Source organism: Chryseobacterium sp. VD8, assembly GCF_037149975.1.
GTDB classification, from domain to species: Bacteria; Bacteroidota; Bacteroidia; order Flavobacteriales; family Weeksellaceae; genus Chryseobacterium; species Chryseobacterium indicum.
This window is the reverse complement of sequence record NZ_JBBCQL010000126.1, coordinates 1-12,829: the sequence shown is the minus strand read 5'-3', so window position 1 is coordinate 12,829 and position 12,829 is coordinate 1. Positions and strand designations below refer to the sequence as shown.

The window sequence follows — 12,829 nt, the reverse complement described above, 5'->3', positions numbered from 1 at the left end:
TTATAACCAAAGAGCCATATCCGGAAAATGAATTTATAGATTGGGAGTATAAGATAGAAGACTTTCTTAACAGCTTACATCATTGGCTGAAAGATTCCAAAAATGGCGGTATAGTAAATTTGGATATAGATTTCTTTTATTCTAACAGTAAAGGCTATTATCAGATTTATTCTGATGAATTGATCAGAAAAGTCGGGAATGTATTAGTTGTAAATATGGATAAGATAGATGTCATTACAATTGCATTAAGCCCTGAATGCTGTGGAGGTTGGGAAAATGCCTTTAAAACAATGAAAATTCTTGACGAAGTACTCGATTTAGGTATGGAAATGTAATAACTCTTAGTTGCAACAACTCTATATTTTTTTGATAACAAAATCAAGATTAAAAGTAGTTTAGAATGACAATTGACAACTAAAACGATTAATTTGTATATTTGGTGAAAACAATAACTTTAATAACTTAATGACAGAACTTCATCTTGATCTTACTTTAGATAAGCTACAAGGCCCACCAAAAGAGCATATAAAAGTTCACAATTATTGGGCTGCTGTTGGACTTGATCGCTATCATAAAGACTCTAAGGCTGAATTTGAATTTACCATTGACGGAAAATCCAGCAAAAACATTGTTACTTGGGATTCCAATTTTTCAAAAGTAACAATGAAGGAGGATAAAGATATTGCTAATCACGGTGGTGTTGCATTGGCTTGGTTTGTAATGTCAGTAATAATGGATTACAAATATGTAGAACAAACTGAAATTGGCGATGGCGTTGACTATAGATTTTCTAAAACTGAACCTGATGATGATGATTTGAATTTTCTTGACGAAGAATATCATTATGTAGAAATATCCGGTATTTTGGAGGAAAACAAATCAAATACCTTAATAAATCGCATAAAAAAGAAACACGAGCAAATTAATAGAGGTTCAAAAAGAGACCAATCATCATCTGTCGTTGTCACACTTTTTGCCAAACCTACAACCATAAAAGAAATTCATAAATGAAACCAAAGTTACAACATAGAGAAGCTATGGATTACTCATTTAAGGCTAAGCAGGCTTTAGATGAAGGTGACTTTGATGCTTCATTAGAACTATACAAAACGGCAGCTAAATTAGAAAGTGAGGTTGCAGATTTCTATTTCGACAAACCAGACCTTGAACCCACAAGGAGTATACTGGTAAGAAGTGCTGCGTTTTTAAATTTAAAAGCTGGACAGATAGAGGAGGCACAAAAGTTTATTTTTTTTGGGTTAACTAACAGTAAAGATGAAGAGGTTAAGGAACAATTGTATGACGTCTTAGAGATTTTAGTTTCTTTAAAAAATATTAATCCTTTTGGGCAGACAAAAGAATATACCTATTTAAGTATTCTTAGACAAAATAGCACACATTATACTATTGAGCCTACCAAGCTTGAATTTGGTCATTCTGTTACTTTAGAAATGATTAAAGACTTTACAGATAATTATTTGAAATCATTAAAGGCATATGCACTTACTAAAGTTAGGCGTTTGGTCAAATTTAGAGATGACAGTATAAGTGAACTTCAAAAAGAAATTGATAGAATTATTAATCCGGTCATCACAAACTCAAGTTATGGAAGTTTTCGATTTTCAATTGCTAATGATTGGATGAAAAGAAATGACGAAGAAAAGGAAATTGTTAATTTAAAATCAAATATTGTTAAAAATTTCCATAATGAAATTTTCATTAATCCTCTTGGTGAACAAGAAATTACCGAAATCAAAGAAGAATTTTCAGAGGAGGAAATAAATGAAATATTCAGGCCATTAGCCAAAATCAAATCAAATAATTCCGGTTACAGCATTGGAGTTTATGACACAGATTCATTTTCAAAAAAGTATATTCCAAAAATTGTTAACAAGCAAAAAAAGGAATTACTTACTACAAAAACATTGTCACAAGAGGATATAGGTGAGCTTGTTACTACAATTGCTCATAAACGTGTTTCTGAAAAAGGTAAAGTTTCAAAGAAAACAATTAGATCGGAAGAATTCAAAAAATATGAAACGACTTTCAAACTAAAGGAGATTGTACCAAAAGACAAACCGTCAGTTTTATTATCTGAGGAAATTCTGATAGATATGTTATTTGATTCAAATATCGGTTTTACATTTTCATTTGACGATTTCAAAATATCATACACTGATATCGAATATCAGAAAGCACTTGACGGATTTAATAATAGTTTTTATTCCAAAATAATTTCATTGATTAAAAAGACTGATTTGAACACTGAAGAAAATGATGACCTAAAAATCATAAGTAGATATATCGGAAATCTTGATGCCTTGAATTAAATAATATCTTAAACTACTTTTTTAAAAAAATCAGTAGTTTAAGTTATTATTTGTTATTGTTTCTCCATAAGAATTCAAATTTCAAAGAATTACTTCTTAATGTGTCAACCGTCTGTTTAAGCTCTTCGCAGTAATCACTTAGTCCAAGATTCATTTCAATTTCAGTTTGAATTTTCCAAAGTGATCGACCTAAGTAATTAATTTCGTTCCTTAATTCAACCATTCTATCTTCGGACATTTTAGAGTTCAAAACAAAATTTGACTCAGAACATACGTAGTCATCACCTGCAAGCACATATTCATTATCATCAGTTTGAATAAATCCTAGTTCGAGTGCCACTTTTTTCGACGCATCAGCAAAAGATTTTCCAATTTGATTTTCTGTGATAGTAATTGTTTGCTCATCTCTATTAATAAATAAGTGAAACAAAACTACATCCTTCATTGAGTTGGTCAAATGTCCATTTTTTCTATGTTCTGGTACAACATACCAATGTAAATCACTATACATATCCAAGACTACAGCTACATAAGTTTTAGTTTCATTTTTAATGAAGTAAAATTTTTTGAATCCGTCTGAAGATGTAATATTATCAGTTATTTTCGGTTTATTTATCCAGACCTTAGCGAAATCTACATTCGGGCTTAAAGGTCTAAGATAAATAACACTTTTTGTTCTCTTACCTTTATTATTTAAATCATCTATTAATTTTTGTAAAGCCTTGTTTGTCATAAGTATTTGGTAACATCGCTATGTAATTAAAAAGTCCCTGCAGCTAGTAAATCAGGAACAGATTAAATCTACAAACATTTTTTTTCTCTTATATTTTAATGCATTTTTATTGTAGAATGATTTTACCCAAGCAAGGTAGTCCGTCTTCAAATGCAATGGATTATCGTTCCCTGAAACTTTTCCCGACATTTCTAAAGCTTTAGATCGCGCATAATAATGATTAAAAATTCTTACAAATTCAGTAAAATAAAGATCACTTAAATCCTTATCACCTCTAATTACCAAAGTATTCTCATCATTATTCAAAATTGAATTATCACTATAATTTGCAGAACCGGAAATGACAATAGGATCTTCACCTAGAGGATCAATAAGTATAATTTTATTATGAATGAAATTTGTCCCTACTCCACTTGGCTTTGCATTCAATAGTAAACCTGAATGTTTTTCTGCGAGCCAATCATATAGACCATCTTTTAAATAAGTTCCATAAATTATTACATTATCATAATCGTTTGAAACTAATGTAGTATGTATAGATCTATTATTATCTAAGATGATGTATTTGAGATTTTCTGTATCTTTAGTTATTATTTCTTTCATATGCTTACTAAAAGAAAATGGAAACATTCCACAAATAAGACTTTTTGAATTATCCATATATTCAGCATACGTTTTAAGAATAGTTTTTTGTTCGCGGGGACTGAAAAATACGGTTATACCCTTGTTAAGATTATCATACAATATATCTTCTTGAATTTCCAAAGTTTGCTTACCTAACACTTCGTTAATTGGATCTTGTGCTAAATATTCCCAATATTGATGAAATTTTTGAGCGACCTCTTCATCTCTGATAATGTGAGCAGCGTTACATTGACCAAAAATTCCTTTTGCTGTTATATTGGTAGACCCCGATAATATCTCAATAGGTTTACCATCTTTCAGCAGTATCATAAATTTATTATGAGCAATATAGCTTTTATTTGCTTCTTCTTTTCTTGGAATTAAAATTTGTCTTGGAATGCCTGCTTCATTTATGGCAAGATTATTTGCTTTCTCCTCTCCTCTGGAATCATAAATTATCTTAACATCAACGCTTCTATCTTATATGCATCTTTCAATGCTTCTAAAATGGGCAAATATTCAAACTCGTAAAAAGCAGCTCTAATACTATATGTTTCATCTTCAGCTTTTTTGATAAAGTTCAACAAAGCATCATCCAAGCCCTTACCAAGCCACTTTAATGCTCTCAAAGAATTCTCTTCAGATACTCCCTCTGACCAAGGTCTGATATTCCCAAACTCTCTAGCATATGCTAGGCTCCCCGCTACCCCACGGTTAAAATACACTGAGTGTTTTGAAGTACTTTCGTCGGGAATATTAACCTTGATTTTACAGCCAGGTCTATGCTCTAAAAATTTAGGCTTTCCATATACAGGAATTATATTGTAGATATAATCGTAGGTTGATTTTACAGTAAAATCCTCCCACATAAATGATTGGATAGGATGCTCAAAGCTGCTGAATAATTCATTTTTTACTGCGCTCCCAACAGTTTCTTCAAAATATTTAAATCCTTTTAAAAAGTACTTTTCATTTTCTATCAAATCTTCTCTTTCGATAGAAAATCCCAGTAGTCCCTCAGTTTGTTGTTGGGGCATATCAATCGAAAGTATCACTGCTGAAGTTCCTGCAACGCAGGTCACTTCAAGTCCGTTCTCTTTAGCACGTGTTCTCATTGCATTATTGTTTTCAAGGTTAATTACCATAAAGATAATAACAAACTATATTACAATGAGTTAAAAATAAATTAATTTTACAATCATATGATAAAATTTAAAAAGTCCGCAACCTTTTTTTAAAATATTAGGAATGGAATTAGATAGGTATATTTTAAAATGTGGTTGCTCCATATAGGCAAAAATGCGTTTTCGACCATAGGAGAAATTGCATTTTTGCCACCCGATTTCCATCAGGCAACTTTTATAGGCTGTGAGTTAAAATTTTGAAGATTCAGAAAAAATCCCCTGTTTTCGGTCATCCCATTTCGAAATAAATTCCAGAGGAGTGAGCCTCCTAATTGGGCTAAAGAAGAATTAATAAATAAATCCTGTTTCTCAAGTGCTTCTGCCAAACTGCAACTTGGAGTATCATCTACTGTTTCTGACTGTCTCAATAAATCACCGTATTCATCGGTTATAAAAGCAAGATTGGAAACCGTTTCATATTTTTGAGAATCAGGCTGTCTAATATCTCCGATTGTCGAGAGTAATACCTGTCCTGTACATTTACTGTTTCCAAAATCCATCCAATATTTTGCTGTATTACGATGTATATAAGTATCATCCAAAGTTTTTAAAACCTCAGCGATTTCAAATCTTGTTTTCACATTATCGACACAGGAAATAAAAATATTGGCGGTCATATTACTCGTAATCCTGTCCGAAGCGTCTCTTTGAAATTTTCTAGTCTCCGCTTTCCAAGCCGTTCCGAAAAATCGGTTTGTCCTGTTGATTAATGCTGTCGCTTTATTAAGTCCAAGTTCGCTTTCAGCAAAAAGCTGTCTGCCGAGATTTGCTTCTTCTACCCTATCATCATCCCATAACATTACAGAAAGTCCGGGATGATCCATTTCGTTAAGCGCATAATTTATTCTGCCCAAAGCAGTAAGCATCTGCGAACCCGTTCCTCCTGCCCCTATCAGATTTATAGATATTGGGTTTGTCGGCTGAATAAAATTACTATAGGTAAAATGAACTCTTGGCTTATTATTTACAATTGAATTATTTTGAATATTCATTACAGTAGGTTTTTTAATTTAAGATTAGATTTTATAAGCACATCATTTGGAAAATCCTTTCTGTTCTGAACAAGGTCTTTCCAAAGCGAGACACAATTTCCCTTTATAGGATTATGATTGTACATTAAGTGACTGAAATAGGAATTGAAAAAAAAATGCTCCCAAGTAGCCGTAAATTCTTCCAAGGAAGCTGACTTTTTAATTTTAGTATCAACGTTCCCCATACAAACACTCCCGTTATCATAGATGTTAAAAAATGGTGCGTGATATAGCGAAGTCTCTTCTGTTGGTCGCTGATTGTAATCAACAGCAAATATCTTCAAATGCAGTTTATCAGCACACCAAATTAAGGATGGTACTTTCGCTGTACCATTTGGTATTTCCAAATCCTTAGAAAAATATAATTCTCGTTCTGAAAATTCTGTGTACCAAATCACTTTTGCATTTTCTGAATTGTCGATGAGTAAAATATTAGAAGAAATAATTCCCTGTGGTTTAAGAAATTCTTTTTCTCTGCAATTTTGAATTTTAAGTCTTTTTGCTAAATATTTAGCTTCGTTGGTTGTAAGTGGATGTGCATTAATGGGACTGCCATCTTCATCCATATCAAAATATTCAACGTACATATCAGAAAGCTTATCATCACTTTCGTAGAAAACTAATGCTGATTTTGGATGATAAAGATTTTCAAAATCTTCTGTTACATCTTTTGCTTCAATATTATTATTTTTTCGTTTCATAACTAATTCGAGTTAAGATTTATAGACTTGAAAAGTCGCCAAGTATTCCTGCAAGCTGATTAAGAATTTCAAAAACTTCACTTTCAAAATCCAGACTGTTATCTGAAACTTCTTTCCCATCAAAAACTTTGAAAACAATAGGTTCTTGAATTTCAGCATATTCATTGAATTCATTATTTACACTATCGATAATACTTTGATATGCCCATCCTCTATCATCAGCAAAAAATGAAATGTATTTATCCATTGAAATAACGGCTTCATCATTTTCATCGTAATCGAATTCATCATCATTAGAGAAGTCCTTATTATTATTAAAATGTATGTTTCTATAGATGCGTTCTTCGGGAAATTTGCTGTATAAGGAGAAAGCTTTATTAGCAAGATTCAAACATTCAACATCAAAACTATCTTTTGCTTTAAATGACGTTACACGCTGTTGAAAAAATGACAAATTATTGATAGATGCAATCTTCTGCTCCATAATATCACCAATTAATTCAGCCTGTTGTAATTGCTTTTTATATTCACAATTTTCATCCAATTCTTCATCTTGGTCAATCCAGTCGCTTAGCATTTCATATAACCAAAATAAGTATGAAGCTTCCTGTCTGTAATAAGGAATATCAATAATCCGATACAGATAAGTGCATACAGAAAGTAGCATTTGAGCTGTTTTTCTGTATTTCTTATGATGAAGCATATTATGAAGAGGAACGACAGGAATATAGTAAAGAGTCATTCCTGTACTGATTCTTTCTTCGCTCACAAAATATAGGCAGTTACCTTTGTGCTCCAATTTAATATCCTGCCAATTTTTGATACTCGTTTTCATTTGCTTTCGGCAATGATTCAGAGATAGTGAGATGTTATATGGAAATTCAAAATCTTTATGATCAGATTGAGAAAGATTATAATGCTCTGACATTTGGGAAAGGGATTTATAAAAATCCCTCTCCAATTTTATTGTTTTTGATTTTGACAAATTTGATGTTGTGCTACATTCTTTAAGCTTTGGCAGAAAAGCCGTTTTCAGAAAACCATTGGTATTTGTGCCAATGGGACAGACTTTCTCTGGTCTTTCTGTACTTCCGAACTGTCTTTTTCCTGCTTCATCCATTTCATAAAATCGCCTACCTGCTGATGAACCTGTTTTTGTTTTTTTTCTTCCGGAATTACTATTTTTCCTTTTATAATATTTTGTTGCATTCATCTTAATTTTGATTTAATTCATAAACTGTTATCCTTTAGTTCCCATTACACTTTCAAATTGATATTGAATAGTGTCATCTTTAATCAGAGGAGCGGAAACCTTTGCAGTGGTAAGAATTGGATAATTATTAGCATAAAAATTCATCACTGCTTCTACACTCCATTTTGGTTCGGGGTCTGTCAGGCGAATATCCTGTCCATTATCTTTCAGAATGAAAACCCGTTCTAATTGTGTTGCGAGTAACATAATCTATATTTAAATGTTGGAAATTTCTTGTGGTTCTTGTGGCTCGGAAAAAAGACTTGGAGCAAGATGGACTTCATATTGTTCCTGCTTTTTCCTGATGTTATCTGCCTTATCGGGATAATCTGAAATTTTAGGTAGAGCAGACCACGCATCTTTATATTTGCCCTCCTTTTCAAATTGCACTGCCTTTTGTAAGGATTCAGTAAATTTTTTATCCTTTGTTTCCTTTTCTTTTTTCTCCTTATCACTTTTCTCCTTTTCCATTGCAGATTTCTTCTTGGCTTCTTCCATCTGTTTCATAAAGCTTTCCATATTTACCATTAAACCCGAAGCAGTCTGTAATGGTGTGCCTACCGTTTCAAAGAATCCGTTATCAAGCTCTTCTGCTGTTCCCTTTAAATTAACAGGTGGAATCAATTTTCTTGCTTCGTCTCCACACTGCTCATTATTGAGCAATATGGATAGAACAAAGCCATTTTCTTCTGTTGGTCGAAGTATCAACTGCAAGTCACCTTTTAAATTAAGTTTGGCGAGTTGTCTAAAAAAATTGGTCTGCATAGCTTTCAATTAAGTTGTCTGTGTTAATTCGTTCAGAGAAAATTGGAGAGTCCAATATTCAGTACCCAAATGCTTTTCAAAAGCATTATAAATGGCAGTACCATCAGTAAAAACCTGCATCTGATAACAGTTTAATACAAAATCCAATGGTTTCAATTGACTGATTTCTTCTTCATTAGTTTCCACGAAAAACATATCATTGTTTTGAAACCAATCTTTAATTTCAGAGAAGCTTTCATCCGTAAACCTAAAAAAATCAACTGCTTCATCTTTATAATTAAGCCATTTGAAAAAAGTATCATTTTCAAAAGGTTTTACAGAGTCCAATCTTTCAGTACATAATTCTCTCCATTGTTCAGTAGTATGAATGATTGCAAAATCACTAAATTCATTTGAATCGATGGATTTGATAAAAAGATAATCTGTAGGAATTTTTGATATTTTCATTGTTTAAATTTTAAATTAAAATGGTAAATCATCATCCTTATCTCCGACTAAAGCACTTGCTGTTTGTGGTTTGGCTTCGATGGTTGAATTAGTATTAACATCCGCCTTACCTCCTCCTCCGTGAACTTTAATAAATGATGTGAGAAAATTTAGACCCGAACGAATCTCTCCATCTTTTCCTATCCAAGCACTTGCACTTGGTTTTCCTGTCAGCTCTACCAAAGTACCTTTGGTAAGAATTTTAGCTACATTAGAACTAATCCAGTATGAACAGTTATAAAATGTGGTCTGTTCTACTCTATCTCCTTGTTTATTTTTAAAGCTATCATTTATAGCTACTGAAAAATTAACAACTTGTCTGTCATTTGCTAATGCGTTAACTTCCGCATTCTTTGTAATTCTGCCTACGATGTTCATAATAATTGAATTTAAATTGTTTAAAATTATTTTCGTTTTCTAAAAATTTCTTGAGTGAATTGATTTGGTATCGAGGACACTCGGTTTTCTCTATTGTTTTTCCTAATTGGAAATGATTATTTATATATTTTTTTGATATTTCCGAAGATGTCAAAGAGCATAAGTTGAATTGATTTGTATAACTGAGGTTCCGGTTTTTCTTTGCTTATGACCATAGAAAAAGAGCAGGCGCATAAAACCCAAGGAAAAAGAGTCACTAATTATATTTATTTTCAGGGCTTGAAATATTTTTGTCCGAAGGATTTAGGAGTTTCTGACAAATTATCGGAACTGGTGTAGAAAATTTTTTAGATACCCAAAAAGATTTTTTTGTGAGAAAGCCTCTTTTCTACATTTGCAATTGTAAAAACAAAAACACAGTTATTAAATCAACTTATCAATTTACACTGGTGAATAATATCAAACTAATTGCAATACATATTGTTTACAATCGGTTTATTTGTAAAGATGTAAAGACATAATTTTTGTACTAAAAGATTATATTTTTTCTTTAAAAGCAAAAGCTTAAATTCCTTTTAGAGAAAAAAGAACTTTTATATATTTTTAGAAATACTTTTACTGTACTCCACTATTATCCTGCAGCAGCTGTTTGAGAGGATTTTAAGAATGAGTGTGTTTCCGAAAGATAGATGATCGCTTTTCCGAAAAAGAGATCAGTGCTTTTCCGAACATCAATCAAAATACGAATGAGTGCGTTTCCGAATTTTTCAATCCAACATTCAGTATTTATCCACAATTATCAAAATTTCGACAATGTAAAGAGTTCGTTTCCGAATCTAATAGTATAAAAGAGATAATTTTCGTCCGACTAGTTGGGTTTAGGAGCGCTTTTCCGAAATATCCAGAGTGCTTTTCCGAAATAAAATGAGCGCCTTTCCGAATTGAAGAATTTGCTTAAACCGATTATACTTTTAAATGACATAGTCATAGGCGACAAAATAAACTCAATGGTCACATATGTTCAATTCTTAATCATAGATCGCCTTGAATAAAACTTTTGAATATTCAATTATGACTTTTTACAATCATAAAAGTTCACTCCGCCATTTATAACAATTAGTTTAATAGCAGTAATACGGTTAAATATGAATTTTGTAAAATAATTTAACAAAAGAATTACTGATGAAAAACAACTTTTTTATGCTGCTTTGTTTCTGTGTTAATTCATTTCTGTTTTCTCAGGTAGGAATCAACACCTCATCTCCTGAGACTACTTTTGAAGTTGTAGGAAAAGCAGAAGACATCAATCATTATGATGGAATTCTCCCCCCACGCATTACGGGAGATCAGTTGCAGAAAAAAACATACAATTATTCAAAGAAAGGTGCTGTTATATTTGTCACCACTGCACCATCAAACTTATCAGGTCAGGTAGCTGATATTACAGAGCCAGGGCTATATTACTTTAGCGGATATTCGTGGAAATCTATATCCAATCAAAAGGAACCAATAGAATATAGAATTATTCTGTCATTTGATAACAGCAATGATGATGTTCTGACAGAATCATCAAAGTGGTCTGAGCCTCTTAATCTTTCGTCTGACAAAAATGTTTACTTAACATCCTCAAAACATTATTCGATAGGAACAAAAAAATATGGAGGCTTTAAAGGCTCGGTAACTTTAAGGAAATTAGAAGGGATAGTGAATATAAAATTTGAAATTAGCAGAGCATCTGATGCACCTAATGTTTTAGATGATGTTTTATTTGATATTTCGGGAATATGCAACGAAATCGGATACTTTCCTAAAGATATAGTTTTTATGCAAAATGAAAATTCAACTTATGTAATTCCGGTACTGCTTCAAAATAATACCATATATATTATTGCAGGAAACTTAAATATGATAAACTCAAACGCCACTGGTGAAGTGCAAGGCTACTCAAATTGGATCAAACCTCACTCCAAATAGCTATACCACAAAAGTAGATTCTAAAAACATAGTGAACTATAATCAAATAACAAAATGAAAAACAACTTTCTAAAACTATTTTTTTTATTGATAAGTGCCAACTTTTTCTCACAAGTCGGTATCAATACTCAAACGCCTAAAGCTACCTTAGAAGTAGTAGGCAAACCAGATGATGCCAATCATTTCGATGGGATCATTCTACCAAGAATTAGTGGAGATCAATTGGCAACAAAAACTTACACTACAGCACAGAAGGGAGCAATAGTTTTCGTTCTATCACCTGCCACCAATTTATCAGGGCAATCTGTTCATCTTGAAAAGTCAGGTCTATATTATTTCGACGGTCAAAAATGGGTTCCATTACTTCAAAGTGATCCATTGGAAGTTGTCTCTCAAACAGGTAATACTTCCACGCTGGAACTTATTGTAAAAAATAATCTGAAGCTTGATTTTGATCAAAAAGAAAATTATATCATCGGTAAATCTAGAAGCACTATCGCCGGTGAATACAACTCAATTTTTGCAACGGACTCAAACATAACTTCCGGAAAAGGGAATTCGGCCAGTGCCTATGCAATGTCTCAAGGAGAAATTACTGGAAAACTAAATTATGGAGCGGGGGTATCAGCACTAAATGGTATTATTAATGGAACAATTTCCGGAAACAGGAATATTGGAATCGGTGCAGGAGCAATGTCATATATCACATCAGGCAATGATAATATTTCTATAGGATATCTGTCGGGTACAGGCAATAGAACTGGATCTAATAATGTTTTTATTGGTGTCGGTGCAGGAAGCCCCGCATCTGGAAATAGAAGTATTAGTAATAAGCTGGCAATTCATTCAACACCAGTAACCACCAGTTCAACAAATTTTTGGGATAGCATTACAAACAATTATACAGACTATAAGTTTGCGCTAATCTCTGGAGATTTTTCTGAAAGATGGCTCAATATCAATGGAAAACTGAGTGTTACACCTTCACAAATGCCCGATGCAGACGGAGATCCAGCTTACACCAAAAAAGTTGTAGCCAAAGCGGATGGCAGCTTTGGTTTTGCAACTGAAGTAATTCCTATTCCCCCATCAAATGGAACCTTTATATTAAAAAGTGTGAACGGAGTGCCAGGATGGGTTACTCAATAAGATTAATTTCAAAATGAAACCGCTACTATTAAGTAGCGGTTTTGTCTTTACTGAAAACATCATCACCTTATCAGCCACTGATTCAAATCTTTATAATGTTGGTACATCCAGGAAAAATCTTCAACATTTTTATAGCTGTTGCGGATCTGCTCTACGACAGTTTTTCCCGTTTTATCATTATCAAGAAATAGAGATATTTTTTTGTATTTCTTTAGTATTTTA

General features: G+C 32.4%; 17 protein-coding genes. 5 read left to right on the top strand and 12 right to left on the bottom strand.

Annotated features, from left to right (window positions below; translation table 11 throughout):
- The 3 genes from WFK35_RS13970 to WFK35_RS13960 form a co-directional block, all read left to right on the top strand.
- Nucleotides 1-335 (top strand): hypothetical protein (locus tag WFK35_RS13970; RefSeq protein ID WP_336733069.1); only part of this gene is annotated, 335 nt, incomplete at its 5' end.
- 130 nt (nucleotides 336-465) lie between these two features.
- Nucleotides 466-1,011, top strand: a complete 546-nt coding sequence (locus tag WFK35_RS13965; protein ID WP_002977286.1) for a hypothetical protein — start codon at nucleotides 466-468, stop codon at nucleotides 1,009-1,011.
- Nucleotides 1,008-2,330, top strand: coding sequence for a hypothetical protein (locus tag WFK35_RS13960; RefSeq protein ID WP_336733068.1), 1,323 nt, complete (start codon nucleotides 1,008-1,010; stop codon nucleotides 2,328-2,330). The genes WFK35_RS13965 and WFK35_RS13960 overlap by 4 nt, the downstream gene beginning before the upstream one ends.
- A gap of 46 nt (nucleotides 2,331-2,376) precedes the next feature.
- Here the strand turns inward: WFK35_RS13960 and WFK35_RS13955 are convergent, their stop codons facing one another.
- The 11 genes from WFK35_RS13955 to WFK35_RS13905 form a co-directional block, all read right to left on the bottom strand.
- The gene (locus tag WFK35_RS13955; RefSeq protein WP_002977283.1) at nucleotides 2,377-3,063 is read right to left on the bottom strand and encodes a hypothetical protein; all 687 of its coding nucleotides are present in this window, start codon (nucleotides 3,061-3,063) and stop codon (nucleotides 2,377-2,379) included.
- Between the two features lie 51 nt (nucleotides 3,064-3,114).
- Nucleotides 3,115-4,143: a phospholipase D-like domain-containing protein gene (locus WFK35_RS13950; protein ID WP_336733071.1), complete on the bottom strand. Its 1,029-nt coding sequence runs from the start codon at nucleotides 4,141-4,143 to the stop codon at nucleotides 3,115-3,117.
- Nucleotides 4,143-4,802: a hypothetical protein gene (locus WFK35_RS13945; protein WP_336733067.1), complete on the bottom strand. Its 660-nt coding sequence runs from the start codon at nucleotides 4,800-4,802 to the stop codon at nucleotides 4,143-4,145. The genes WFK35_RS13950 and WFK35_RS13945 overlap by 1 nt, the downstream gene beginning before the upstream one ends.
- Nucleotides 4,803-5,035: 233 nt before the next feature.
- Entirely contained in the window at nucleotides 5,036-5,863 is an 828-nt protein-coding gene (locus WFK35_RS13940) for a PRTRC system ThiF family protein (RefSeq protein WP_002977279.1), read from the bottom strand.
- The gene (locus WFK35_RS13935) at nucleotides 5,863-6,603 is read right to left on the bottom strand and encodes a PRTRC system protein B (protein WP_002977276.1); all 741 of its coding nucleotides are present in this window, start codon (nucleotides 6,601-6,603) and stop codon (nucleotides 5,863-5,865) included. The genes WFK35_RS13940 and WFK35_RS13935 overlap by 1 nt, the downstream gene beginning before the upstream one ends.
- 19 nt (nucleotides 6,604-6,622) lie before the next feature.
- Nucleotides 6,623-7,531 (bottom strand): hypothetical protein, encoded by a 909-nt coding sequence (locus WFK35_RS13930; RefSeq protein WP_313089809.1) that lies wholly within the window; start codon nucleotides 7,529-7,531, stop codon nucleotides 6,623-6,625.
- A gap of 104 nt (nucleotides 7,532-7,635) precedes the next feature.
- Complete coding sequence (locus tag WFK35_RS13925) at nucleotides 7,636-7,812, bottom strand: hypothetical protein (RefSeq protein WP_002977271.1); 177 nt, start codon at nucleotides 7,810-7,812, stop codon at nucleotides 7,636-7,638.
- A 31-nt stretch (nucleotides 7,813-7,843) separates the two neighbouring features.
- Nucleotides 7,844-8,062 carry a PRTRC system protein C gene (locus WFK35_RS13920; RefSeq protein WP_002977268.1) on the bottom strand — a complete coding sequence of 73 codons (219 nt, stop codon included), beginning with the start codon at nucleotides 8,060-8,062 and terminating at the stop codon, nucleotides 7,844-7,846.
- Between the two features lie 9 nt (nucleotides 8,063-8,071).
- Nucleotides 8,072-8,620 carry a PRTRC system protein E gene (locus WFK35_RS13915; protein ID WP_027383749.1) on the bottom strand — a complete coding sequence of 183 codons (549 nt, stop codon included), beginning with the start codon at nucleotides 8,618-8,620 and terminating at the stop codon, nucleotides 8,072-8,074.
- Between the two features lie 9 nt (nucleotides 8,621-8,629).
- Complete coding sequence (locus WFK35_RS13910) at nucleotides 8,630-9,067, bottom strand: hypothetical protein (RefSeq protein ID WP_002977264.1); 438 nt, start codon at nucleotides 9,065-9,067, stop codon at nucleotides 8,630-8,632.
- Nucleotides 9,068-9,082: 15 nt separating this feature from the next.
- Complete coding sequence (locus WFK35_RS13905; protein WP_002977263.1) at nucleotides 9,083-9,484, bottom strand: single-stranded DNA-binding protein; 402 nt, start codon at nucleotides 9,482-9,484, stop codon at nucleotides 9,083-9,085.
- 1,182 nt (nucleotides 9,485-10,666) lie between these two features.
- Here WFK35_RS13905 and WFK35_RS13900 point away from each other — a divergent pair.
- Nucleotides 10,667-11,458 carry a hypothetical protein gene (locus WFK35_RS13900; protein WP_002977259.1) on the top strand — a complete coding sequence of 264 codons (792 nt, stop codon included), beginning with the start codon at nucleotides 10,667-10,669 and terminating at the stop codon, nucleotides 11,456-11,458.
- Between the two features lie 54 nt (nucleotides 11,459-11,512).
- The gene (locus WFK35_RS13895) at nucleotides 11,513-12,607 is read left to right on the top strand and encodes a hypothetical protein (protein ID WP_002977257.1); all 1,095 of its coding nucleotides are present in this window, start codon (nucleotides 11,513-11,515) and stop codon (nucleotides 12,605-12,607) included.
- Nucleotides 12,608-12,669: 62 nt separating this feature from the next.
- Here WFK35_RS13895 and WFK35_RS13890 read toward each other — a convergent pair whose 3' ends face one another.
- Nucleotides 12,670-12,825: a toprim domain-containing protein gene (locus WFK35_RS13890; RefSeq protein ID WP_336733070.1), complete on the bottom strand. Its 156-nt coding sequence runs from the start codon at nucleotides 12,823-12,825 to the stop codon at nucleotides 12,670-12,672.
- Between the last annotated feature and the right edge of the window lie 4 nt (nucleotides 12,826-12,829).

Bases quoted from the DNA above. Each gene is read 5' to 3' on its own strand.
- WFK35_RS13965 (WP_002977286.1), top strand. From the start codon at position 466: ATGACAGAACTTCATCTTGATCTTACTTTAGATAAGCTACAAGGCCCA.
- WFK35_RS13960 (WP_336733068.1), top strand. From the start codon at position 1,008: ATGAAACCAAAGTTACAACATAGAGAAGCTATGGATTACTCATTTAAG.
- WFK35_RS13955 (WP_002977283.1), bottom strand. From the start codon at position 3,063: ATGACAAACAAGGCTTTACAAAAATTAATAGATGATTTAAATAATAAA.
- WFK35_RS13945 (WP_336733067.1), bottom strand. From the start codon at position 4,802: ATGAGAACACGTGCTAAAGAGAACGGACTTGAAGTGACCTGCGTTGCA.
- WFK35_RS13940 (WP_002977279.1), bottom strand. From the start codon at position 5,863: ATGAATATTCAAAATAATTCAATTGTAAATAATAAGCCAAGAGTTCAT.
- WFK35_RS13935 (WP_002977276.1), bottom strand. From the start codon at position 6,603: ATGAAACGAAAAAATAATAATATTGAAGCAAAAGATGTAACAGAAGAT.
- WFK35_RS13930 (WP_313089809.1), bottom strand. From the start codon at position 7,531: ATGTCAGAGCATTATAATCTTTCTCAATCTGATCATAAAGATTTTGAA.
- WFK35_RS13925 (WP_002977271.1), bottom strand. From the start codon at position 7,812: ATGCAACAAAATATTATAAAAGGAAAAATAGTAATTCCGGAAGAAAAA.
- WFK35_RS13920 (WP_002977268.1), bottom strand. From the start codon at position 8,062: ATGTTACTCGCAACACAATTAGAACGGGTTTTCATTCTGAAAGATAAT.
- WFK35_RS13915 (WP_027383749.1), bottom strand. From the start codon at position 8,620: ATGCAGACCAATTTTTTTAGACAACTCGCCAAACTTAATTTAAAAGGT.
- WFK35_RS13910 (WP_002977264.1), bottom strand. From the start codon at position 9,067: ATGAAAATATCAAAAATTCCTACAGATTATCTTTTTATCAAATCCATC.
- WFK35_RS13905 (WP_002977263.1), bottom strand. From the start codon at position 9,484: ATGAACATCGTAGGCAGAATTACAAAGAATGCGGAAGTTAACGCATTA.
- WFK35_RS13900 (WP_002977259.1), top strand. From the start codon at position 10,667: ATGAAAAACAACTTTTTTATGCTGCTTTGTTTCTGTGTTAATTCATTT.
- WFK35_RS13895 (WP_002977257.1), top strand. From the start codon at position 11,513: ATGAAAAACAACTTTCTAAAACTATTTTTTTTATTGATAAGTGCCAAC.